Genomic DNA, 25183 nt, shown 5'->3' with positions numbered 1-25183 from the left:
AGTTAACCGTCACTCTTTACTTCCATGAAGCAATAAATCGACGTCTAACTGTAATGTGGTTGCGGGAGCCGGATTTGAACCGACGACCTTCGGGTTATGAGCCCGACGAGCTACCAAACTGCTCCATCCCGCGTCCGGATGCATTGTTTAAGACAATGAGACTAAACCATTTTCATTCTGAKCAAACGCTCRAAGAAACCTAAATTTCTTCTAAGAAYAAAAYTGGAGCGATACATCGGGTTCGAACCGATGACCTCAACCTTGGCAAGGTTGCGCTCTACCAACTGAGCTAGTATCGCTTTTCTAACAACGTTTCCGCTGTTTAGGGATGCGAATTATAAGAGCATTTATTTGTGATGCAAGTCATTATGAAAAAAAAATGGTTTTTTTTTCATACCTGCTTAAAAACCACGCACAATCAGCACTGTTTGCTTGTCATGTAAGCATATTCGGCAAAGCATTCTAACTCGTACCAACCGAAGATTGCGATATAAGCCATTATTTTCTTTGCCCGAATCGCGAATTGTTAGAAGAAACTTCAACTTTGATATAACGTTAACCCATAGCTCTTCACCTTGAAGCAGCGTGCGCAGTCATGGAACGACAGTTAATGCCACACTTAGTAAACCGTCTTATTTTGCCCTATTTCCGAACACTGGTTTTCGGCGTATTAGTATGTCTGCTGCTCTCATCTTGTGGTTCAGTGCCAAAACCACTAAGAAACCTAGGAAAAAGCGATATCGACTTTGTCATGGATGTGCATACACGCCAGCAAAAGCAGATGATGATTCGATTAACCCAAAAACTGTATACGCGAAATCCATCTCAACTTAAAAAGTCCCCGGGCATGACTCTTGAGAAGAGGATTGAGCAAATATTTGGCTCTCCTGATGAAACAGAGCTTCCATCCCTGATTTTTGATGAGCTTGGCGGGGCCACCAGTATTGATGCTGTTCTATTAAGTTTCGATGAGGAATTTAAAGGTGATCGCGTCTTCGCCGCTGTTGTTGGTCTAGCAGAGATGTTAAGACGTTCATACAACCACCAACAGGAGTTCTTTATTCTCGACTCACTAGATGAGCAAGCTCTCTATAACAGTGCGCGAAATATTGAAGTATTTGTTTGGCGGCTGTACCACCGTAGAGATTCAAATGGAGATCTGTACATCCTTTCCAACCGCTTGAGCGAGAAAGACTTTGATACCAGCTTTGATCGGCTGTTTGCTAAAATGGCATCAGTCCAAGATATGATGGCACTTATCGTCGCTGACAAAACAGACCGAGGTATCACTAAGGTCGTTCATGGTGTGGCGCAGTTTGTCTTTATCCCGATCCCTTAATTGAAGAAAGCTCATAACGAAAAATGCCAACACGAATGCTGGCATTTAAATCAAAGGGAGACGAAATTAAATAGAGATAATCGTTTTACGATAATACTGAAGCTCTGCAATCGATTCACGAATATCGTCAAGCGCTAAGTGACTGCCACTTTTTGAAAAACCATCCAGTACTTCAGGCTTCCAGCGACGAGTTAGTTCTTTCAAAGTACTAACGTCGATATAACGATAATGGAAGTACTGCTCAAGCTCTGGCATATGCTTGTATAAGAAACGACGATCTTGACCAATGCTGTTTCCACAAATAGGAGATTTACCTTTCGGTACCCACTTCTCTAAAAACTCAATCGTTTGAGAAATAGCTTGCTGTTCAGTCACTTTACTTTGGCGAACTCTTTCAACAAGACCACTTCCATTGTGAGTTGTGGTACACCACTCATCCATTTTATCGAGTTCATCTTCTGTTTGATGAATCGCAAGAACGGGACCTTCAGCTAGAATGTTGAGTTCACCATCGGTAACGACAGTGGCAATTTCAATGATCTTATGTGTTTCAGGATCTAAGCCTGTCATCTCAAGATCGACCCAAATTAAGTTTTGCTCGCTAAAGGACATGAATCAGTTGCCTATTTGTTTACGTATAAAAGAGGTACTATACCCAAATAAGGATCCCCAAGATAGCTTTGAATCATTGGCATTCGGTGAAAAATAGGCACTTCCGAGGGTAGATCGCATCATCAATAACATATTGAAGACATCATTTTGGCAAAGAAGAAAAAATTAACTAAAGGTCAGGTTAGACGAGTTCGTAGTAACCAGAAAAAGCGCCTAACAAAAGAAGACTCCGTTCAATGGGATGAGACGATGCTGGGTGCAACCAAAATGGGCCTTGTTATCACTCGTTTTGGTCAACATGCTGATATTGAAGATCTTGAAACCCAAGAAATCCACCGCTGTAATTTGCGTCGTGGAATTGAAAGCATAATATCTGGCGACAAAGTCATTTGGCGTGCCGGGCTTGAATCTATGGCTGGAATTTCTGGTGTTGTCGAAGCCGTTGAGCCACGCACATCTATCTTAACTCGTCCTGACTACTACGATGGTTTAAAGCCAGTAGCCGCGAACGTTGACCAGATGGTGATCGTCTCTTCGGTGCTTCCTGAATTATCTCTTAATATTATCGATCGCTACCTCATCGCCTCTGAAACCGTGCAAATTGCACCTTTGGTTGTACTCAATAAAATTGATTTACTTGATGAAGAGCAACGCAAAGAGTATCGCGTTCAATTGAGCGAGTACGAGCGCATTGGTTATGAAGTTCTTTTTGTCAGTAAAGAATCTGGTGAAGGTATTAAAGAGCTAGAAGCGAAACTGAGTGACCGTATTAATATTTTTGTTGGTCAATCTGGTGTTGGTAAGTCGAGCTTAGTAAACGCGTTGATGCCTGAACTTCATATTGAAGAAGGTGCTGTGTCTGAAAACTCAGGGCTTGGTCAACATACCACGACGGCAGCTCGTCTCTATCACATTCCAAGTGGCGGTGATTTGATCGACTCTCCAGGAGTGCGTGAGTTCGGCCTGTGGCACCTTGAACCGGAAGAAGTCACTGAAGCGTTTGTTGAATTTCGTCCATTACTTGGTGGATGTAAGTTTAGAGACTGTACGCACAATGATGACCCGGGCTGTATCATACGTGAAGCGGTTGAGAAAGGTGATGTTAGCCAAGCTCGCTTTAAGAACTACCATCGAATCATTGAGAGCATGGCGGAAAACAAAGCCAATCGACAATACTCAAAAAACAAAAAAGCGGATCTTTAAGCACAAAATTGTATGTAAATATTGTGCTATTACTGACTTTGAAATCATATTTAAGTAATATCTCGCGCCCAGAACGTATGTCGAACATTTAAACAGTATTGGAATTTTCATAATGGATAAGATTAAAGTTGAACTGCAACATTGGCTTCCAAAGCATGCTTTGACCCGATTAGTTGGTAAAATAGCGTCGGCTCGATTAGGCAGTTTGACCACCGCAATTATTCGTGGGTTTATTAAACAATACAAAGTGAACATGGATGAAGCGTTGCATTCAGATCCTAAACACTTCAACACCTTTAACGAGTTTTTCGTTCGTGAACTTAAAGAAGGCGTACGCCCTGTTTCTGAAGGTGAGCAACTCATTACTCACCCTGCTGACGCTTGCGTTAGCCAATTTGGCCCTATTGTTGATGGCAAATTAATTCAAGCGAAAGGCCATGATTATACGTCAGTTGAACTGCTTGGTGGCGATGCTGCGCTTGCTGATGAATTTACCGATGGCGAGTTTGCTACGCTGTACTTATCACCAAGTGACTACCACCGTGTACATATGCCATGTGACGGTGTACTTCGCCAGATGATTTATGTCCCAGGTGATCTTTACTCTGTAAATCCACTAACGGCAGAAAATATTCCAAACCTATTTGCTCGTAATGAACGTGTTGTCTGTATCTTTGATACTGAATTTGGCCCAATGGCGCAGATATTAGTTGGTGCGACTATTGTTGGTAGTATCGAACTCACTTGGGCTGGCACTGTGACACCTCCACGTGGTAACACGGTCTATCGTTGGGACTACCCTTCTGAAGGCAACAAGTCTGTGTCGTTTAAGAAAGGGGAAGAGATGGGCCGCTTCAAGCTTGGCTCAACGGTCATCAATCTATTCGCTAAAGATAAGATTCGCTTCGATGATTCTATGGCGTTAACAGCACCGACTCGTATGGGTGCACCGTATGCCCACGTAAAAACTGAAGAGAATCCAGTTTCAGAATAAGACGCTAAATCTATATATGCCCTGCCTTAACTCAATCTAGAGAAACTCAGGGCATTTTTGACTAAAAACAAACCTATCTCGATAAACCTCGCCATTTTTCAAAACTATAACGTCCGTCCAAGTCCTTGAATATCAAATAGCTTATTCTACTTTGAGTTATTTTTATTGTAGGAACTGCTTCATGCCAGCACTGAATAAAGGGACATTAATAAGGCTATTTATCAGCTTTATTATTCCTCTCGCCGTACTATTCATTCCGATTGATCTCATTCCCATCGATGATCTCACTTTAATTCAACATCGCTTACTCGCCATATTCTTACTCGCAGCTCTCTTATGGGTGCTTGAGCCTGTTCCCGTGTTTGCCACGTCAATACTGATCATCGCTCTTGAATTGATCATGATTTCAGATAAAGGGCTCCACTTTTTTCGCCAACCACCGCAAGGGCATGAGCTTGGCGAGTTAATGAAGTACACCGATATTTTCAGTGCTTTTTCTTCACCGATTATCATCCTATTTATGGGCGGATTTGCATTAGCAATTGCCGCTTCAAAATATGAACTCGACAATAACTTAGCTCGAGTGCTGCTTAAACCCTTCGGTACTCAACCAAAGTTCATCATGCTCGGTTTGATGCTGATTACCGCTGTATTTTCGATGTTTATGTCTAATACGGCAACGACAGTCATGATGCTTGCTCTATTGGGGCCTATCGTTGCTTCAGCGCCAAAAGGGGATGTTGGTATCAAAGCGCTGGTTCTATGTATTCCTATTGCTGCAAATACGGGAGGGATTGCGACTCCCATTGGAACACCCCCCAATGCCATTGCACTGCAGTATTTAACGGAAGAGCACAGCATTGATTTTCTTTCTTGGATGATGATGGGGCTGCCTTTTGTCATCATACAGCTCACGATTGCATGGTTTTTACTGCAGAAATTATTCCCATCGCAGCAAGAAAGAATGATTCTAAAACTTAACGGAACATTTAAAACCAGCTGGCGCGCGATCACCGTCTATATAACGTTTGGCATGACGATTTTGCTGTGGATGACCACCAAAGTTCACGGTATGAACACCTACGTGGTTTCCATCATTCCACTGGCTGTCTTTACTCTAACTGGCATCATGGGTAAGGAAGAATTAAAGCAAATCAATTGGGATGTACTGTGGCTGGTAGCAGGTGGTATAGCAATTGGTATCGGTCTTGATAAAACCGGATTAGCAGTTGCCCTAGCTCATGCGATCGATTACGAGTCTCTTTCTCCACTTGCGGTTGTATTCACTCTTTCGATCGTCTGTTGGCTAATGGCAAATTTCATGTCGAACACGGCAACGGCAAACTTACTGATGCCAATCGCAGCCGCTATTGGCGCCTCAATGGAGAGCCTTGCGGCCGTTGGTGGGCTGCAGGGGCTGCTTGTCGTCGTCGCATTCTCGGCATCACTCGGTATGATTTTACCCGTTTCAACACCACCAAACTCATTGGCTTACTCTACAGGGCTCATTGAAAGCAAAGACATGGCAAAGACCGGCATAATTATCGGCCTAATTGGCTTAATTATCGTTTACGCCGCCGTTTTGATCATCACGTAAGTAAAATGAACCCGATCTGCTCGTTAAATATTTTGACGAGCAGATCTCATTATTGAACACAACTGCATATAAATCGCATTAACCTCACCACTTCTAACCGAAATATCCGCTCAAGATCAACTTTACAACTGGTTACATTCAATAGCATATCTTGTTATATCCAGTGAAATACGCTGAATAAAATAAATATCCCAATTTTATATCTCGCTCAGAGTTTGAGCATTGTAAGTTATTTACGATTTAAGAAACGAAGGAAGGACAATGAGATATACCATTAAAAAGAAGATTCAAATCGCTATTGCAATCATTATTGCCATCGTAAGTGGTGTTCAAGCGTGGGTCTCCGTCAATCAACTCAAGCATGAAACCAACTCTGCCCTTAGCAGTGAGATGGAGAACGTCAGTATCGCCACTACTCGTTACATCAGTGAATGGCTAGATATACGCTCAAAAATGATGCTAGCCAATGAATCAAGCATTGCAAACGAAAGTAATCCAGATAAAGGCTTACTCATCACTAAAAAGGCTGGGAATTTCTTATCTGTCTATGCCGGATTTAATGATGGAACAATTGCCTACGGTGATAAAACAGAAGACTGGCCAAGTGATTACGACCCTCGCACTCGTCCTTGGTACAAAGATGCGATGAATCAGCAAGGTTTAATTTTAACAGAGCCTTACCAAGATTTTGATGGCAGCATTGTCATCAGCTTTGCAAAAGCATTCTCTGGTACAAAACAGGGCGTACTGGCTGCCGATCTAACTGTTACAACTATTATCGAAGAGATACTTAGCGTTAAACTCGATAACGATGGTTTTGCTTTCTTAGTTGATGGCAACAACAATATCGTAGCCTATCAAGATGAACAGCTCAGCCAGAAACCACTAACCCAACTAAACCCTGCTCTATCCAAACAAAAGATGGGTTCTTTGATTCAGAACTCGACACTCTCGTCTATGTCATGGCCTGAACAAGGAAACAAATTACTTTACGTGACAAATGTTCCAAATACCGATTGGGCACTGGGCTTGGTGGTTGATGAAGATCTTGCTTTTCACTCTGTCACAGAGCAAATCAAGTTCACCGCCATCGCATCAATTATTTTGTACATTCTTATTGCAGCCATCAGTACTTGGGTCATTACACGCCTGCTACAGCCACTTCAAATTCTCTCAGATGCCGTCCAAGAGCTGTCACAAGGTGAAGGCGATTTAACACAGAGAATTAATATAAAGCGAATGGATGAAATTGGAGAATTGGCGAAGTATATGGATCAGTTCTTGTCCCAACTTCAAGAGATGCTCAAAAGTGTGGTCGAAAATAGCCAAACTATGTCAGATAACGCCAGTGAGGCAAACAACATATCTTTACAGGCCGCGAAACGAATCGAACACCAACAAAATGATGTTAACCAAATTGCCACGGCGATTCATGAAATGTCTGCAACCGCAGCCGAAGTGGCTAATCACGCCGAGTTGACAGCAAATGCTTCCCAAGCGTCTTCAACGGCTTGTGAAGAGGGTCAGCACGTCATCCAACAGAACCGCGAATCGATTTTAAACTTAGCAAAACAAATATCAGAAGCTTCGACTGTTATTGGTGAGCTTGAAAGTAATACTCAATGCATCAACCAAATACTGTCGACAATTCAGGAGATTGCAGATCAAACTAATCTACTCGCACTCAATGCCGCCATTGAAGCGGCTCGGGCTGGAGAGCAAGGTCGCGGATTTGCGGTTGTCGCAGATGAAGTTCGGATACTAAGCCAAAGAACACACGGTTCAACGGAAGAGATCCAAGCCATGATTGAGACATTGCAGTCGAACACTCGACAAGCCGTCCAAAGCATGGCGTCGAGTACCAAACTAGCCGATACGAGCGTGAGTTACGCAGAAGAAGCGCAGGACAGTTTAAGTCGTATCACATCCAGTATTTCAGAAATCAACGATATGGCACTGCAAATTGCAAGCGCGGCTGAAGAGCAGCGAGCAGTGAGTGAAGACATCAGCCGTAATACTCAAGGCATCAAGGACGCATCAGATGAACTGGCTAACCAAGCTGCTCTAAGCAGCCAAAGTGCTTCAAACATGAATCACGCAACCAATTCCATGAGAAATCAAATTAGCCGCTTCAAAGTATAGCGTTCTAATTCATTTTGCTTTGCATCAAGTAAAGCTTAAGGCATATTGAGAGCCATCTCTAACCCACGACCACAAGGACGTATCGAACTATGGGTTTTGAATGGCTCGCTTTAGCGGCAGCATTTCTTTGGGCAATCGCCAGCTTACTTTCAGTAACACCCGCTCAGCACCTTGGTTCTTTCGCTTATAGTCGATGGCGCATGGGCTGCACCTCAGTCATGCTCACAATCATGGCGCTCATTACTGGTGGTTGGGGAACCATTGAACTTAGCTACATTACACCGATGATGCTCTCAGGATTAATCGGAATCTTCATTGGTGACACTGCCCTGTTCGCTTGTTTAAATCGAATGGGTCCGAGACAAGCCGGGCTACTTTTCTCCTGCCATGCTGTTTTCTCTGCCGTTCTCGGCTACTTTATTTTCAGTGAAACCATGAGTAGTGCAGAGTTGTTAGGTTCAGCTCTTGTCTTCTCAGGGGTTATCACAGCGATCTTCTTTGGTAGAAAGGGACGTCACCAAAGTAACTTAGACCACATAAAGGGGAAAGCTTGGATTGGTTTAGCTCTCGGGCTGCTCGCGGCACTTTGCCAAGCGTTAGGTGGGATTATTGCTAAACCGATTATGGTGACATCCGTTGATCCTATTGCTGCCTCAGCGATTCGTATGATCACCGCATTTGCCGCTCATAGTCTGTTTTTGTTATCGGGGGCTAAGTTAGCCAAGGCGACAAACCCCATGACAATGTCTATTTTTAAGATTACCGCTCTTAACGGCTTTCTCGCCATGGCCGTTGGTATGACCTTAATTCTATTCGCCTTGCAAACTGGCAATGTGGGTATGGTCGCTCTACTCTCATCAACTACACCGATTATGTTACTGCCTATCCTGTGGTTCTATACCAAGCAACGTCCTAATTTTTATGCATGGCTTGGGGCCATTGTCGCTGTCGTTGGCACCGCGATTTTAGTTCAATAAATAACACTTTCAGTTGTGATAGCAATTTGATCAATAGGCAACTCTTTATTGTATCGATAGGAAGAATCATTGATCTTTAGCTACTGCAAACCCTATAAAATGTAGTAAAGTTACGCTAATTTGTTTTTAAAGTTACTTTAATTTTTGACGAGGTCATATCTATGTCTGCTAAGAAGCCAATGGCTCTAGTGATTCTTGACGGTTGGGGATACCGTGAAGACAACGCAAGCAATGCAATCAACAATGCTAAAACACCAGTAATGGATGAGCTAATTGCAAGCAACCCAAATACTCTTATCTCAGCTTCAGGCCTAGATGTAGGTTTACCTGATGGTCAAATGGGTAACTCTGAAGTTGGTCACACCAATATCGGCGCAGGCCGAGTGGTATACCAAGACTTAACACGCATTACTAAATCAATCTCTGATGGTGAGTTCGTTGAGACACCAGCTCTAGTCGAAGCTATTGATGGCGCTGTTTCTGCTGGTAAAGCGGTTCACCTAATGGGGCTAATGTCTCCTGGTGGCGTTCACTCTCACGAAGATCACATCTACGCAGCTGTTGAAATGGCAGCGGCACGCGGTGCTGAGAAAATTTACCTACACTGCTTCCTAGACGGACGTGATACACCACCTCGTAGCGCTGAAAACTCACTAAAACGTTTTGATGAATTATTCGCTAAACTAGGTAAAGGCCGTGTTGCTTCTCTAGTTGGTCGTTACTACGCAATGGATCGTGATAACAATTGGGATCGCGTACAAGTAGCTTACGATTTGCTAACTCAAGCAAAAGCTGAGTTCACGTTTGATTCAGCGGTTGCAGGCCTTGAAGCAGCTTACGCTCGTGATGAAAATGACGAGTTCGTAAAAGCAACGGAACTAAAAACTGAAAGCCAAGAAAGCGCGAAAATTGAAGATGGCGACGCTGTTATCTTCATGAACTACCGTGCTGACCGTGCTCGTCAGATCACCCGTACATTCGTTCCTGCTTTTGATGGATTTGAACGCGCGGCATTCCCTGCGATCAACTTCGTGATGCTAACTCAGTACGCGGCTGACATCCCTCTCGCGACAGCGTTCCCATCAACGTCTCTTGAGAACACGTACGGCGAATGGCTATCTAAGAAAGGTCAAACGCAGCTGCGCATTTCAGAAACTGAAAAATACGCACACGTCACTTTCTTCTTCAATGGCGGTATCGAGAACGAGTTTGACGGTGAAGAACGTCAGCTTGTCGCTTCTCCAAAAGTAGCGACGTACGACCTTCAGCCTGAAATGAGCTCTGAAGAACTGACGGATAAATTGGTTGCCGCAATCAAGTCAGGTAAATACGACACTATCATCTGTAACTTCCCTAACGCAGATATGGTTGGCCACACTGGCGTCTACGAAGCTGCAGAACAAGCGATTGAAGCACTTGATTCTTGTGTTGCTAAAGTTGTTGCAGCAATTAAAGACGTTGACGGCCAGCTACTTATTACAGCTGACCACGGTAACGCTGAAATGATGGTTGACCCAACTACTGGTGGAACTCACACAGCTCACACTAACTTACCTGTACCGCTAATTTATGTTGGCAACAAAGAGTTAGAGTTTAAGCAAGGCGGTAAGCTGTCGGATCTTGCGCCAACAATGCTTGATCTTGCAGGTCTTGAGATCCCTGCTGAAATGACAGGTGATGTACTAACTAAGTAATTGAGCCTAGCTTGATTTGATAAAATGCCTCAAAAGTCACTCTCTTTAATTGAAAGTGCATTGAGGCATTTTTTATTGCCTATGTTTATCAAAAAATAGCCTTCGTGAAATACCAACTACCCTGCAACTTTTAACATAGCTCTTTCTTCTCACAAAATTCTTTGGGTATACTAAGCGCTTATTTTAATTATTGGACCCCACGCTCTATGGCGAAGTTTTTATCAACGTTATCATTTAAGAATCGTAGTGAGTTTTTAATCGTACTCACCGTATTAACGTTGAACTTCATAACGCCTAGTCATGCTTCTTCTCCCAATGAGTTGAAAGGGGTTAAAAATGAAATATCTCGCCAACAAAGTTCTGTCTCAAGTCAGCAGAAAAAACTCAACAATCTGCAAAGTACGCTAAAAAAACAAGAACTAAGCATTAGCGATCTAGAAAATGAAATTAAGAAAACCAAACATTCGCTCGCGTCTTCAGATAAAAATATTAACCAGATTGATGCAAAGATCGCTCAGCTTGATGCACAAAAGAAAGCCCAAAGCGATACTCTCGCTGAACTCATCAAGACCTACTATGTCACCCAGCGAGCAAACACCGCCTCTAATATTCTAAATAATGGGGTCGAAGAAGACCGCATTAGCCAATACTTTCAGCACTTAGCAAAAGAGCGAGCATCAACGATTACTTCGCTTGAGCAAACCCATCAAGAACTCGATAAGAATCAAAGACAGCTTCAGCTTGAAAAACAGCAAATTGCTAAGTTACTTGACCAGCAAACAAAGAGACACAAAAGCTTAAAGCAGGGGCAAACTCAGCGAAACCAAACCGTTACGCAAATTCGACAAAGTATCTCTAGCGACAAGGTTTACCTTTCAGAACTGCAACGTAACGAAACCAGACTTAAAGCCGAAATTGCGAAAGCAGCCAAGCGAAATAGCGTTCCAATGGATGGGCTTGCTAAGCAAAAAGGCCGGCTACCTTGGCCACTTAAAGGAAAATTACTTCACAGCTATGGTTCAAAACAGGCTGGGCAAAGTAACTGGAATGGTATTGTTATTGACGCAAAATATGGCCAAGCGATTAAGTCAGTCTACCCAGGCACGGTTGTTTTTGCTGAATATTTGAGAGGCTATGGCCTTGTCGTACTGCTTGACCATGGTAAGGGTGATATGACTCTGTATGGCTTTAATCAAACCCTACTAAAAAAAGAAGGGGATAAGATTGCAGCTGGTGAAACTATCGCTTTAGCGGGCGATACAGGAGGGCAGAGCCGCCCTTCTCTGTACTTTGAACTACGTCGTAACAGCAAAACTCAGAACCCTAAGTCTTGGCTCACTCGCTAAGAGTAAAACTCTTCAACTGTTTTTATAAAGGTATCTACATCACCTTTATCTAGTGCATTGATGCCCGCAGCAGCAGCCCTACCACCACCAGTAACAAACTGACTGCAAATATCACCAGCACCTTGCTTATTATTTAGCGGTGCTCTCAAAGAGACCGTATACGTCCCATCAGTATTCTCAGTAAGCACTGCGTGTGCAGAACTTGGTACTTGGTTAGCTAATAAATTGCCATACACACCACTAATACGACGTGATGCTGCATTATTGGGTAACTCAAACAGGCCAAGCTTGTCGCTGCGATGCTTTGCATTAATCGCGAGCGCCTTATCCATATCTTCTTGATATGCTTCTTGTAACTTGTAAAACGGCGAATCAAGATCTGCAATTACATCAAATGGAGATGTGTATTTGATCAGTGCCTTATACAGGTCAGCAGGGGGATAGTGAAGGTCCTCTACTTTCGCACCGTATCCATTGTAATTGATCAAAGTGCCCAACTCTTTCAGCTGATCTTTTTGCCCTTGAGACAAACCTTGTTTATCCGAGAGCTCATCCGCTACCACAATTAAATTATCACCATAGGCCGCTGTAATAGCCCAAAGGTGATATTGACCGCCCAACAGTTTATCGATAATCAGTGCAGTACAAGTATTTGCGTCAAGATCGATGTGTACATCTAATGCTGGATGGCTGGGAATATCACCAGACTGATGATGATCCGCATAAAAAACTTCAACACCTTTCTCTAAAGCAGCTTGTAAGCCATCAATATTCTTTGCCATCGATACATCAAGCACAGCCAGCGAGTCTTGTTTAGACAGATCCAGTGTTTCAACCAACTTAATGTCTCGCTTTACTCCGGTAACCAACGTAGAGGTCTTAGGCTCAGCCAGTCGCAATTGAAGCAAAGCGATAATGCCATCAGCATCACCATTAAAAACATCGAAGTGCATAATAAACCCTTGATAGTTCGACAAATATAGAAAGAAAAAAAGTGCCATTAAGCACTTCTTTAAATAATACGGAATAACTTAATTTGTTAAGCGTGGATCGCTTTGACACCGTCTTCTAACAGCAACAGCTGTTCGATACCGAGCTCTGTGGCTTTAGGTTTCACGACCGCTATCATCTGCAACATGCCTTGCAGCACAACTTGTTCAGTAATCTTAGAGTCCGGAGACATAGCAGACTGATAAGCCAGCCAGCCACAAGCGATTAAGTGCAATGTCGTAACGAGTTGTTTCATTTCTACTTCTTCAACAACCAACAAGTCAAGTTCGACAAACGCCCTCATAATATTCACTAGGTTCGTTTGCAGCTTATCTTGTACTTGTATGTAGTCATCGTGCAACTTGGTATCACGTTGAAGTATTTCAGGTAAATTGGCATAGAAAAAACGGTACTTCCACATAAGTGTGAAGATAGAGTCAAGATAATGCTTAAGCAACACTAAGCTCTCTTGCTGCCCTTGAATTGGCGTAAATCGTTCAAGTAACTCTTCCGAATAAAGAGTAAAGATATCGTGGACAATTTCTTGTTTATTTCGAAAGTGGTAATAGAGGTTGCCAGGACTAATTTCTATATGAGCAGCAATATGATTGGTCGTAATATTACGCTCACCATGCTCATTAAATAGCTCTAAGGCTGCGTGTACTATTTTATCGCGAGTCTTCATTTATTGCTCGTATCCTTTCGGTCAATCGAATCAGTATAGCGACAAGTGTACCGCATAACAAAAAAGCGCCTGGTCGTATCAGGCGCTTTCAATGGTTTACTCGGTTATTTGTGGTATGGCTTTGATAACTCGTGAACCGCCTCAACAAATACCCCTGCATTCTCAGGCGGTACATCCAGATGGATACCGTGACCAAGGTTAAACACATGGCCGGTTCCATCGTTACCAAAACCTTCAAGAATGGTTGCGACCTCTTCACGAATTCTCTCTGGCTGTGCATAAAGTACAGATGGGTCCATATTACCTTGCAGTGCCACTTTATCGCCAATTCGAGCTTTCGCATCAGCAACGTTAATCGTCCAATCAAGACCAACCGCATCACAACCTGTCGCAGCAATCGATTCTAGCCACATACCACCATTCTTAGTGAACAAGGTAACAGGAACACGACGCCCTTCGTTCTCACGAATCAAGCCATCAACAATCTTATGCATGTACTGAAGTGAGAATAGGTTGTAATCACGAGGGGTCAGAACACCGCCCCAAGTATCAAACACCATGACAGACTGAGCACCCGCTTTAATTTGAGCATTAAGATACTCAATCACGCTGTCAGCCAGTTTATCGAGAAGCATGTGCAGCGTCTGTGGCTCGGCATACATCATCTTCTTGATTTTAGTGAACGCTTTCGACGTGCCACCTTCAACCATATATGTTGCAAGTGTCCAAGGGCTACCAGAGAAGCCAATTAACGGTACATCGCCGTTAAGGTCTTTACGTATCTGACGTACTGCATTCATTACGTACTGAAGCTCACCTTCAGGGTCTGGAAGACCAATTTTCTCAACATCAGCTTTACATGTAATTGGCTTATCAAATACCGGACCTTCGCCTGTCGAAAAGCGCAATTCTAATCCCATCGCATCAGGGATCGTCAATATGTCAGAGAAAAGGATCGCAGCATCCAGAGGGAAGCGACGAAGAGGTTGAAGAGTCACCTCAGATGCTAATTCTGCATTTTTGCATAAAGACATGAAGTCGCCAGCTTCCGCGCGAGTAGCTTTATACTCAGGTAGATATCTACCTGCCTGACGCATCATCCATACTGGAGTGTGATCAACGGGCTGTTTGAGCAACGCACGAAGATAACGATCATTTTTTAATTCTGTCATTCCATTCTTCCGATATTTTAGGCTTTCTGTTGAGGCCAGTATTCTAACACCGATCAGCTCTCAAAAGCGGTATGCTTTGCAACGAAGATCAAGTTATTAACTATTAAATCAATGCTTAATTTGCACCCATGATCTAACAGTGCTAAAAATTCGTTTGCTAGCGAAAATTACAATAATAATCTGAGTACTTAGTACTCAGCATCTCATAACGACATCTTACTTACCCCCTCCTTCTCGGAGGGTTTTTTTTTGCCTGCAACACGCTATTTTTATTGAGAAATCATCGTATCAATTAGTTCACGTGCGATGGTTCCTTTTGGTGCGATGGGCGGCAAATCATCAAAATCACACCATTTCGCGTCACTCAATTCTCGATAATCTGGTTTTACCTCTCCTGAGTGATAATCTGCAAAAAATGCCATCATCATACTCGACGGGAACGCCCAAGGTTGGCTAGAAAAATATTCGATATTCTTCACCTCAATCCCGGTCTCCTCTTTGACCTCCCTAGCTACGCATTGTTCAAGGGTTTCACCAACTTCAAGAAAACCAGCAATCACTGTGTACATACCATTTCGGTGCCTTGGGTGCTGTGCAAGCAAAATTTGATTACTCTTACGAACAGCAACAATGATGCATGGGAAAATCCGAGGATAATGCAATGTTCGACATTCTGAACACTGCATCGCTAATTGATTAAGGTTGAGATGATTTCGCCCACCACAAATTGAGCAAAAACGTTGTGTTTGGATCATATGGCCAAACTGAACCGCCTTACTCATTAATAAAAAAAGCGCTTCAGGGAACTGTAAACAATCCCTTAGCGAAGTAAATTCAAGCTCAATGCTAATATCAGCTTCATTTAGCCACATGACAGGATGGCCTTGATAACTTGCAATTTTTACAGCCTGTTCATCAGGAAGGTTTAGCTCGCTCGCTGTCCCAAAAGGTAGCAAATCATCAACCAACCAAATATCACTGCCCGATACCACACACCAAAACACTTTACCCGATCCTTTGTTGTTACCTTTTTTTAACATCACCTTATCTCTTAGCTTGCAGTTCGTTCATTTTACTGGCAATCTAATTTATACCAGAGATTATTCTTAGTTAGTATATTTCAACACTCTGGACGTATTCTAAATGGACACTTTGCACTGCAAAGCTAATGAGTACACAACGTTGTGTACCGATCATGAGGGCATGGTCATGCTAAGTAAATTCAAACAAACGCAACAACAATGGGGCGGCTCAAGTGAGGTTATTGATCACTGGCTGGAAACTCGTCAACTACTCATTGTTGAATACTGCAAACTAGCGGCTTTACAGCCGTCGGCTCAAAAAGCGGCAGTATCAGAACTCCCAACACCTAAAGCACTCCAGTCTTTCTGCCAACACTTGGTGGATTATATATCTGAAGGGCACTTTAAAATTTATGACATGGTAATGGATCAATGGCGTTCGACTGGCTTTGAAGCCACGGACGATATTAACCAGGCCTATGGAAAAATCGTACTCACCACTGAGCCTTTGCTTAATTTCACAGACAGCTACGCGGCTGTGAGCAGTGATGATCCACTTGAAGATTTTGTCGGTGATCTTTCGCTTATCGGTGAGATTATCGAAGTGCGATTTGAAGTTGAAGATGAGCTCATTCAGTTAATAGCAAATAGCCTAGCAGTGCCTCCTGGCGCATAAATAACTGGCTAATAAAAGATAGAATAAGTATCACTTTCTTGGGTGGTACTTAAACGTACGCATGGATATCTAGAATCTACTAGTCCTTATAACCTAGCAGCCCTCCGCAGACAGATATACTAATAACACCTCCTTAATGGTTCTTTCGCGTAATTGTACCCACTCCTTTAATTTCTATTCATTTGTTGCCATTCCCGATCGTTTAAAAACAAAAAAGGCACCCGAAGGTGCCTTTTTTCATCACTAAAAGTGATTCTTTATCAGAGAGCTTAGTCTTCTGAAGAGAAGCCAGCGTTTAGAAGTGCTGCTAGATTATCAGTCGCTTGTTCAGCTGACGGACCTTCTTGCTCAGCTTCACGCTGCTTTTGACGCTCTTGGTGGTATGCGAAACCAGTACCAGCTGGGATCAGACGACCAACAATTACGTTCTCTTTCAGACCACGAAGGTCATCACGCTTACCAGAAACAGCTGCTTCTGTTAGTACGCGAGTCGTTTCTTGGAACGATGCTGCTGAGATAAATGACTCAGTCGCTAGAGATGCTTTAGTAATACCTAGTAGGTCACGTTCGTAACGTACTAGTTCTTTACCTTCAGCTTCTAGAGCACGGTTAGCAATCTTAACGTTGTGGTATTCAACTTGCTCACCAGGTAAGAACTCAGAGTCACCCGCGTGTGTAATAGTACACTTACGTAGCATTTGACGAACGATAGTCTCAATGTGCTTATCGTTAATCTTAACGCCTTGTAGACGGTAAACTTCTTGAACTTCGTTAGCGATGTACTGAGTCACAGCGTGAATGCCACGTAGACGTAGAATGTCATGTGGAGTCTCTGGACCATCAGCGATTACATCACCACGTTCGATCTTCTCACCTTCGAACACGTTAAGTTGACGATGCTTAGGAATCATCTCTTCGTAAGCGTCACCGCCTTCACGAGTGATAACTAAACGACGCTTACCTTTCGTCTCTTTACCGAATGACACAGTACCTGTGTGCTCAGCAAGAATCGCAGGCTCTTTAGGCTTACGAGCTTCGAATAAGTCAGCAACGCGTGGTAGACCACCGGTGATATCTTTGTTTCCGCTCGATTTTTGAGGGATACGAGATAACGTGTCACCGATGCCAACTTCTGCGCCATCTTCGATGTTTACAATCGCTTTACCAGGTAGGAAGTAGTGAGCTGGCATATCAGTACCAGGAATCATTACGTCTTGACCTTGTGCATCAACAAGTTTGATAGCTGGACGCATATCTTTACCTGCTGCTGGACGAGCGGCTGCATCAGTTACTTCACTTGAAGAAAGACCAGTAAGATCATCAGTTTGACGAGAAACTGTAACACCATCGATCATATCAACGAATTGGATACGACCTGCCACTTCAGTGATGATTGGCATTGTGTGCGCTTCCCAGTTAGCAACAACTTCGCCTGCAGTAACTGCATCGCCGTCTGCTTTACTTAGAATCGAACCGTATGGCAGTTTGTGTTTCTCTTTGGTACGACCAAATTCATCAATAATCGTCATCTCAGAAGCACGAGATGTGATAACCAGTTTCTTATCTTTGTTGATAACAAACTTAGCATTGTGAAGTTTAACAGTACCAGTAGTCTTAGCTTGAATGCTGTTTTCTGCTGCGGCTGTAGATGCTGCACCACCGATGTGGAACGTACGCATCGTTAGCTGTGTACCCGGCTCACCGATAGACTGAGCAGCAATAACACCTACTGCCTCACCTTGGTTTACTAGGTGACCACGTGCTAGGTCACGACCGTAACACTGTGCACAACAACCGAAGTCTGCATCACAGGTAACTACTGAACGTACTCGCATACGGTCAACTGAGTTATCTTCCATGATTTGACACCACTTCTCATCAATCAGAGTATTACGTGGAATCAGTACATCTTCAGTACCAGGCTTAAGAACATCTTCAGCTACAACACGACCAAGAGCCAACTCAGAAAGTGCAACTTTAACGTCACCACCTTCGATATGAGGCATCATGTCGACACCTTCATGTGTGCCACAGTCATGTTCGTGAACTACAACGTCTTGAGCAACGTCTACTAGACGACGAGTTAGGTAACCCGAGTTTGCCGTTTTCAGTGCTGTATCCGCAAGACCCTTACGAGCACCGTGCGTTGAGATAAAGTACTGAAGGACGTTTAGACCTTCTTTAAAGTTCGCAGTGATCGGCGTTTCGATGATTGAACCATCTGGACGCGCCATCAGACCACGCATACCCGCTAGCTGACGAATCTGTGCAGCAGAACCACGAGCGCCCGAGTCAGCCATCATGTAGATGCTGTTAAACGACTCTTGTTGCTCTTCTTCACCGTCACGGTTTACAACAGTCTCAGAAGACAGGTTATCCATCATTGCTTTCGCAACACGGTCATTGGTAGATGCCCAGATATCGATAACTTTGTTGTAACGCTCACCCGCAGTAACAAGACCAGATTGGAATTGCTCTTGGATTTCGCGAACTTCTGCTTCTGCTTCTTCGATCTCAGTGTACTTAGCCGCAGGTACAACCATATCGTCGATACCAACAGAAACACCAGAAAGTGCAGCGTATGCAAAACCTGTGTACATGATTTGGTCAGCGAAGATAACAGTGTCTTTAAGACCAAGCTTACGGTATGCCTCGTTAAGAAGAGTAGAAATTTGTTTCTTACCCAACTTCTGGTTAACTAGGCTAAACGGTAGACCTTTAGGCACGATAGCCCACAACATTGCACGACCAACAGTTGTATCAACCATGTCAGTACTAGTTGTGCTGTTACCATCTTCATCAACAACGGTTTCAGTGATACGTACTTTAACGCGAGCGTGTAGCTCAGCACTCTTAGTACGGTATGCCTTCTCAGCCTCTTCAGGGCCAGCAAGGTACATACCTTCACCTTTCGCGTTGATCATGTCACGCGTCATGTAGTAAAGACCTAATACAACATCCTGAGAAGGAACGATGATTGGGTCACCTGATGCTGGCGACAGAATGTTATTCGTCGACATCATTAGGGTACGAGCTTCTAGCTGAGCTTCCAATGTTAACGGTACGTGTACCGCCATTTGGTCACCATCGAAGTCGGCGTTATATGCCGCACACACTAGTGGGTGAAGCTGAATCGCTTTACCTTCGATTAGTACTGGTTCGAACGCTTGAATACCAAGACGGTGAAGTGTTGGTGCGCGGTTCAATAGTACTGGGTGTTCACGGATAACTTCGTCTAGGATATCCCAAACGATAGCTTCTTCGCGCTCTACCATTTTCTTAGCTGCTTTGATTGTCGTAGCCATGCCACGAGTCTCTAACTTGCTGTAGATGAATGGTTTGAATAGCTCTAGTGCCATCTTCTTAGGAAGACCACACTGGTGCAGACGTAGGTATGGACCAACTGTGATTACAGAACGACCAGAATAATCTACACGCTTACCTAGAAGGTTCTGACGGAAACGACCTTGTTTACCCTTGATCATATCAGCAAGAGATTTCAGAGGACGCTTGTTCGAACCTGTAATCGCACGACCGCGACGACCGTTATCTAGAAGGGCATCAACAGACTCTTGCAGCATACGCTTTTCGTTACGTACGATGATGTCTGGAGCCGCTAGCTCTAGAAGACGCTTCAAACGGTTATTACGGTTGATTACACGACGGTATAAATCGTTCAGATCAGACGTTGCAAAACGACCGCCATCTAGTGGTACTAGAGGACGAAGATCTGGCGGAAGTACAGGAAGTACAGTTAGGATCATCCACTCAGGATTGTTACCTGATTGAATAAACGCTTCAACTAGCTTAAGACGCTTAGTCAGCTTCTTACGCTTAGTTTCAGAGTTTGTTGTCTCTAACTCTTCACGCATCTGCTCAGCTTCAGCGTTCATATCCATGGTTGAAAGCAGATCTTTGATCGCTTCAGCACCCATCTTAGCGGTGAATTCATCACCCCACTCTTCTAGACGATCAAGATACTCTTCTTCAGTAAGCATCTGTGATTTTTCTAGATCCGTCATACCCGGTTCAGTTACTACGTACATTTCGAAGTAAAGAACACGTTCGATATCACGTAGAGGGATATCCATCAACAAACCGATACGAGACGGCAGTGATTTAAGGAACCAGATGTGCGCAACTGGAGATGCTAATTCGATGTGGCCCATACGGTCACGACGAACTTTAGTTTGTGTAACTTCAACGCCACACTTCTCACAGATAACACCACGGTGTTTCAAACGCTTGTATTTGCCACAAAGACATTCGTAGTCTTTAACTGGACCAAAAATACGCGCACAGAAAAGACCATCACGTTCTGGTTTGAACGTACGATAGTTGATCGTTTCCGGTTTTTTAACTTCACCAAAAGACCATGAACGAATCTGGTCTGGAGAAGAAAGACCGATTTTGATTGCGTCAAATTCTTCGGTCTTGTGCTGTGCTTTTAGAAAGTTTAATAAGTCTTTCACATTCAGCTCCTGTAAGGAGTTAAAAGCAGCCCGGTTTATCCAGGCTGCTTTCTAACAAATAACCCAATTCTCTATAACAGAAAAAGAGATTACTCTTTGTCTTCTAGCTCGATGTTGATACCTAGCGAGCGAATCTCTTTCAACAATACGTTGAACGATTCTGGCATACCAGGTTCCATGCTATGGTCGCCATCTACGATGTTTTTATACATCTTAGTACGGCCGTTAACGTCATCAGACTTAACAGTTAGCATTTCTTGAAGCGTGTAAGCAGCACCGTATGCTTCTAGTGCCCATACTTCCATCTCACCGAAACGCTGACCACCGAACTGAGCTTTACCACCAAGTGGTTGCTGAGTTACTAGGCTGTACGAACCAGTTGAACGAGCGTGCATCTTGTCATCAACAAGGTGGTTTAGTTTCAGCATGTACATGTAACCAACAGTTACAGGACGCTCAAACGCATCACCAGTACGACCATCAAACAATGTAAGCTGACCAGACTCTGGCAGATCACCTAGTTTCAATAGATCTTTAATCAATGCTTCAGAAGCACCGTCGAACACAGGCGTTGCAATCGGAAGACCAGCACGTAGGTTTTGAATCAACGTACGAACTTGATCATCAGACAACTCAGCAATGTCAACTTTCTGGCGAGTATCACCAAGATCGTAAACTTCCTGTAGGAAATTACGGAACTTGTGCAGTTCCTGTTGTTCCTTCAGCATTTTATTGATCTTGTCACCGATGCCTTTCGCAGCTAGACCTAAGTGTACTTCTAAGATCTGACCGATGTTCATACGCGATGGTACACCCAGCGGGTTCAGTACGATATCAACAGGACGACCTGTTTCATCGTATGGCATGTCTTCAACAGGATTAATCTTAGAGATTACACCTTTGTTACCGTGACGACCGGCCATCTTATCACCCGGTTGGATACGACGCTTAACAGCTAGGTATACTTTAACAATCTTAAGTACACCAGGTGCTAGGTCATCACCTTGAGTGATTTTACGACGCTTAGTTTCAAACTTCTTATCGAAATCAGCTTTTAGCTCATCCCATTGCTCAGCAAGTTGCTCAAGCTGCGATTGAAGCGCATCGTCTTCAAGCGTTTGCTCTAGCCATTGCTTACGACCAATAGAGTCAAGCTTAGCTTCAGAGTAACCACCATTGATTAGAACAGCACGAACACGAGCAAGTAGACCACCTTCAAGAATTTGGAACTCTTCAGTAAGGTCTTTCTTAGCTTCTTTCAGCTGCATCTGTTCAATTTCAAGCGCACGCTTGTCTTTCTCTACGCCATCGCGAGTGAAGACTTGAACGTCGATGATAGTACCTGAAACAGAGTTTGGTACACGCAGTGATGTATCTTTAACATCTGATGCTTTTTCACCGAAGATTGCACGTAGTAGCTTCTCTTCAGGAGTCAGTTGCGTTTCACCTTTAGGGGTTACTTTACCAACTAGGATGTCGCCACCCTTAACTTCAGCACCAATGTAAACGATACCTGACTCGTCTAGTTTAGACAGAGCAGATTCACCTACGTTTGGAATATCAGCAGTGATCTCTTCAGAACCCAGCTTAGTATCACGAGCCACACAAGATAGTTCTTGAATGTGAATCGTCGTGAAACGGTCTTCTTGAACTACGCGCTCAGATACTAAGATCGAGTCTTCGAAGTTGTAACCATTCCAAGGCATAAACGCGATACGCATGTTTTGACCAAGCGCTAGTTCACCAAGGTCTGTTGAAGGACCATCAGCAAGAACGTCACCGCGAGCAACAGGTTCACCTGGCATTACGGTTGGGCGTTGGTTAATACATGTGTTTTGGTTCGAACGCGTGTATTTCGTTAGGTTGTAGATGTCGATGCCGGCTTCGCCAGGAATCAATTCATCTTCATTTACCTTAACTACGATACGAGAAGCGTCTACTGACTGAACTTGTCCACCACGTTTCGCTACCGCTGTAACACCAGAGTCAACTGCGATGTTACGCTCGATACCTGTACCAACTAAAGGCTTATCTGCTTTTAGTGTAGGTACGGCTTGACGTTGCATGTTCGCACCCATCAATGCACGGTTCGCATCATCGTGTTCTAGGAACGGGATAAGCGATGCAGCGATAGATACTACTTGGTTCGTCGCAACGTCCATGTAGTTAACATGTTCACGTGGGTGAAGACCAGATTCACCTTTCTGACGAGCAGTGATTAGCTCTTCAGCGAAAGTTGAACCTTCAGTTAGTATTGTATTCGCCTGAGCGATAACGAACTGACCTTCCTGAATAGCAGAAAGGTAGTCAACATCTTCAGTTACTACACCATCAACAACACGACGGTACGGAGTCTCTAGGAAACCGTAATCGTTACAACGTGCAAATGCTGATAGAGAGTTAATCAGACCGATGTTTGGACCTTCAGGTGTTTCGATAGGACATAGACGACCGTAGTGAGTTACGTGTACATCTCGAACTTCAAAACCAGCACGCTCACGAGTTAGACCACCAGGACCTAAAGCAGAAATACGACGCTTGTGCGTTACTTCTGACAATGGGTTGTTTTGGTCCATAAACTGAGACAGCTGTGAAGAGCCAAAGAATTCTTTAACTGCAGCTGAAATAGGCTTAGCGTTGATAAGGTCCTGAGGCATAATTGCATCAAGATCACCAAGGCTTAGACGTTCTTTAACAGCACGTTCTACACGAACTAAACCAACACGGAATTGGTTTTCTGCCATTTCGCCAACGCTACGGATACGACGGTTACCAAGGTGGTCGATATCGTCCACTTCGCCTATACCGTTACGGATCTCGATTAACTTTCTCATCACCGCAATGATGTCAGTTTCATCTAGCGTGCCACGTTCTTCTTCTTCTTCACGCTCAATAGAGCTGTTGAACTTCATACGGCCTACAGTTGATAGGTCGTAACGATCTTCATTGAAGAACAAGCTTTGGAACAATGTCTCTGCAGCGTCTTTTGTTGGCGGCTCACCAGGGCGCATCATGCGGTAGATTTCTACCAGAGCTGAAAGGCGATCGACAGTACTGTCAACACGCAATGTTTCAGACATGAATGGACCGTGGTCTAGATCGTTCGTAAATAGAACTTCTAGAGCTTTGTGACCCGCTTGAGATAAGTTTGCAAGAGCTTCTAGGCTGATCTCGTGGTTTGCACCAACAATGATCTCGCCAGTTGCTTCGTTGATGTAATCTTTCGATGCAACTTTTCCAACGATGTACTCTACTGGTACTTCGATGTGCTCTACGCCATCTTTTTCAAGTTGACGGATGTGACGTGCCGTAACACGACGACCTGTCTCAACGTAAGTCTTACCATTTGCTTCAATATCAAATGACGCAGTTTCACCGCGTAGACGATCAGGAACTAACTCCATTAATAGAGTTTTGTCTTTAACTTCGAAGTTCACTTTAGTAAAGAACAGATCTAGGATCTCTTCTGTCGTTTTACCAAGTGCACGAAGAATGATCGAAGCTGGTAGCTTACGACGACGGTCTATACGTACGTATAAGTTATCCTTAGGATCGAACTCAAAGTCTAACCATGAGCCACGGTAAGGAATTACACGTGCGTTATATAGAACTTTTCCTGACGAGTGGGTCTTACCCTTATCGCTGTCGAAGAACACGCCTGGGCTTCGGTGCAGCTGGGATACGATAACCCTCTCAGTACCATTAATTACGAAGGTACCATTGTCTGTCATAAGCGGAATTTCGCCCATGTAGACTTCTTGTTCTTTAATATCTTTTACGGTACCTGCTGGCGCGTCTCTATCATAAATCACTAGGCGTAGTTTAACGCGTAGAGGTTTTGAATAAGTTACGCCGCGGATTTGACATTCTTTAACATCAAATACAGGCTCACCAAGACGGTAGCTAACGTATTGCAGCTCTGAATTGCCGTTATAGCTCTGGATTGGAAATACAGAACGGAAAGCAGCTTCAAGACCGTATTGCCCTTCAGGATCCTGTTCGATAAATTTGTCGAACGAATCGAGCTGGATCGATAACAGGTATGGAATGTCCAAAACTTGTGGACGAGTACCAAAATCCTTACGGATGCGTTTTTTCTCGGTATAAGAGTAAACCATGGGGTTCCTCAGCTCGCTGATAAGTGACCCAAACTGCCCAAGGCATTCAAAGAATGGGGCAGTGACTAACAACTGTTTACTGTAGTGACATTACTATCTAAAAATAATAATGCTTTTTTGCATGGATAACGGTGCTTAAACAGC

The 25183-nt window shown here is 43.7% G+C and carries 16 protein-coding genes and 2 tRNA genes; 9 read left to right on the top strand and 9 right to left on the bottom strand.

Going from position 1 to position 25183, the window contains the following annotated elements; translation table 11 throughout:
• Positions 1–56: 56 nt before the first annotated feature.
• Together L4D20_RS23935 and L4D20_RS23930 are read right to left on the bottom strand one after the other, a co-directional pair.
• Positions 57–133, bottom strand: a tRNA-Met gene (locus tag L4D20_RS23935).
• Between the two features lie 90 nt (positions 134–223).
• A tRNA-Gly gene (locus L4D20_RS23930) sits at positions 224–299 on the bottom strand.
• A 311-nt stretch (positions 300–610) separates the two neighbouring features.
• Here L4D20_RS23930 and L4D20_RS23925 point away from each other — a divergent pair.
• Complete coding sequence (locus L4D20_RS23925) at positions 611–1339, top strand: hypothetical protein (protein ID WP_428804078.1); 729 nt, start codon at positions 611–613, stop codon at positions 1337–1339.
• 66 nt (positions 1340–1405) lie between these two features.
• Here the strand turns inward: L4D20_RS23925 and orn are convergent, their stop codons facing one another.
• Positions 1406–1951 carry an oligoribonuclease gene (gene orn / locus L4D20_RS23920; protein WP_428804071.1) on the bottom strand — a complete coding sequence of 182 codons (546 nt, stop codon included), beginning with the start codon at positions 1949–1951 and terminating at the stop codon, positions 1406–1408.
• Positions 1952–2098: 147 nt separating this feature from the next.
• Between orn and rsgA the strand changes: the two genes are divergently transcribed.
• The 7 genes from rsgA (at position 2099) to L4D20_RS23885 (ending at position 11904) form a co-directional block, all read left to right on the top strand.
• On the top strand, positions 2099–3154 hold the full coding sequence (rsgA, locus tag L4D20_RS23915) for a small ribosomal subunit biogenesis GTPase RsgA (protein ID WP_428804070.1): 1056 nt from the start codon (positions 2099–2101) through the stop codon (positions 3152–3154).
• Positions 3155–3266: 112 nt separating this feature from the next.
• The gene (gene asd, locus L4D20_RS23910; RefSeq protein ID WP_428804069.1) at positions 3267–4148 is read left to right on the top strand and encodes an archaetidylserine decarboxylase; all 882 of its coding nucleotides are present in this window, start codon (positions 3267–3269) and stop codon (positions 4146–4148) included.
• 181 nt (positions 4149–4329) lie between these two features.
• Positions 4330–5745, top strand: a complete 1416-nt coding sequence (locus L4D20_RS23905) for an SLC13 family permease (RefSeq protein ID WP_428804068.1) — start codon at positions 4330–4332, stop codon at positions 5743–5745.
• A 261-nt stretch (positions 5746–6006) separates the two neighbouring features.
• On the top strand, positions 6007–7887 hold the full coding sequence (locus L4D20_RS23900) for a methyl-accepting chemotaxis protein (RefSeq protein WP_428804067.1): 1881 nt from the start codon (positions 6007–6009) through the stop codon (positions 7885–7887).
• Between the two features lie 89 nt (positions 7888–7976).
• Positions 7977–8864 carry a DMT family transporter gene (locus tag L4D20_RS23895; RefSeq protein WP_428804066.1) on the top strand — a complete coding sequence of 296 codons (888 nt, stop codon included), beginning with the start codon at positions 7977–7979 and terminating at the stop codon, positions 8862–8864.
• Between the two features lie 161 nt (positions 8865–9025).
• Positions 9026–10558: a 2,3-bisphosphoglycerate-independent phosphoglycerate mutase gene (gpmM, locus tag L4D20_RS23890; RefSeq protein WP_428804065.1), complete on the top strand. Its 1533-nt coding sequence runs from the start codon at positions 9026–9028 to the stop codon at positions 10556–10558.
• A gap of 206 nt (positions 10559–10764) precedes the next feature.
• Complete coding sequence (locus L4D20_RS23885; RefSeq protein ID WP_428804064.1) at positions 10765–11904, top strand: murein hydrolase activator EnvC family protein; 1140 nt, start codon at positions 10765–10767, stop codon at positions 11902–11904.
• Here L4D20_RS23885 and L4D20_RS23880 read toward each other — a convergent pair.
• The 4 genes from L4D20_RS23880 to nudC all read right to left on the bottom strand — a co-directional run bounded on the left by L4D20_RS23880 (position 11901) and on the right by nudC (position 15791).
• Positions 11901–12857, bottom strand: coding sequence for a DHH family phosphoesterase (locus L4D20_RS23880; protein ID WP_428804077.1), 957 nt, complete (start codon positions 12855–12857; stop codon positions 11901–11903). The genes L4D20_RS23885 and L4D20_RS23880 overlap by 4 nt on opposite strands.
• 86 nt (positions 12858–12943) lie before the next feature.
• A complete protein-coding gene (locus L4D20_RS23875) occupies positions 12944–13579 on the bottom strand; it encodes a TetR/AcrR family transcriptional regulator (protein ID WP_428804063.1) in 636 nt (211 codons plus the stop codon).
• Between the two features lie 104 nt (positions 13580–13683).
• On the bottom strand, positions 13684–14751 hold the full coding sequence (gene hemE, locus L4D20_RS23870; protein WP_428804062.1) for a uroporphyrinogen decarboxylase: 1068 nt from the start codon (positions 14749–14751) through the stop codon (positions 13684–13686).
• A 269-nt stretch (positions 14752–15020) separates the two neighbouring features.
• On the bottom strand, positions 15021–15791 hold the full coding sequence (nudC, locus tag L4D20_RS23865; RefSeq protein ID WP_428804076.1) for an NAD(+) diphosphatase: 771 nt from the start codon (positions 15789–15791) through the stop codon (positions 15021–15023).
• Positions 15792–15954: 163 nt separating this feature from the next.
• On the opposite strand from nudC, the gene rsd reads away from it, so the two are divergent.
• Complete coding sequence (rsd, locus tag L4D20_RS23860) at positions 15955–16449, top strand: sigma D regulator (RefSeq protein WP_428804075.1); 495 nt, start codon at positions 15955–15957, stop codon at positions 16447–16449.
• 269 nt (positions 16450–16718) lie between these two features.
• On the opposite strand, the gene rpoC is transcribed toward rsd, so the two are convergent.
• Entirely contained in the window at positions 16719–20921 is a 4203-nt protein-coding gene (gene rpoC, locus L4D20_RS23855) for a DNA-directed RNA polymerase subunit beta' (protein WP_428804061.1), read from the bottom strand.
• An 89-nt stretch (positions 20922–21010) separates the two neighbouring features.
• Positions 21011–25039 carry a DNA-directed RNA polymerase subunit beta gene (gene rpoB / locus L4D20_RS23850; RefSeq protein WP_428804060.1) on the bottom strand — a complete coding sequence of 1343 codons (4029 nt, stop codon included), beginning with the start codon at positions 25037–25039 and terminating at the stop codon, positions 21011–21013.
• Positions 25040–25183 lie beyond the last annotated feature (144 nt).

Origin of the sequence: Vibrio kyushuensis (assembly GCF_050337325.1) — a bacterium.
Lineage (GTDB): Bacteria > Pseudomonadota > Gammaproteobacteria > Enterobacterales > Vibrionaceae > Vibrio > Vibrio kyushuensis.
Note: the sequence above shows the minus strand (reverse complement) of the source record. Positions and strands in the feature narration are given on the sequence as shown.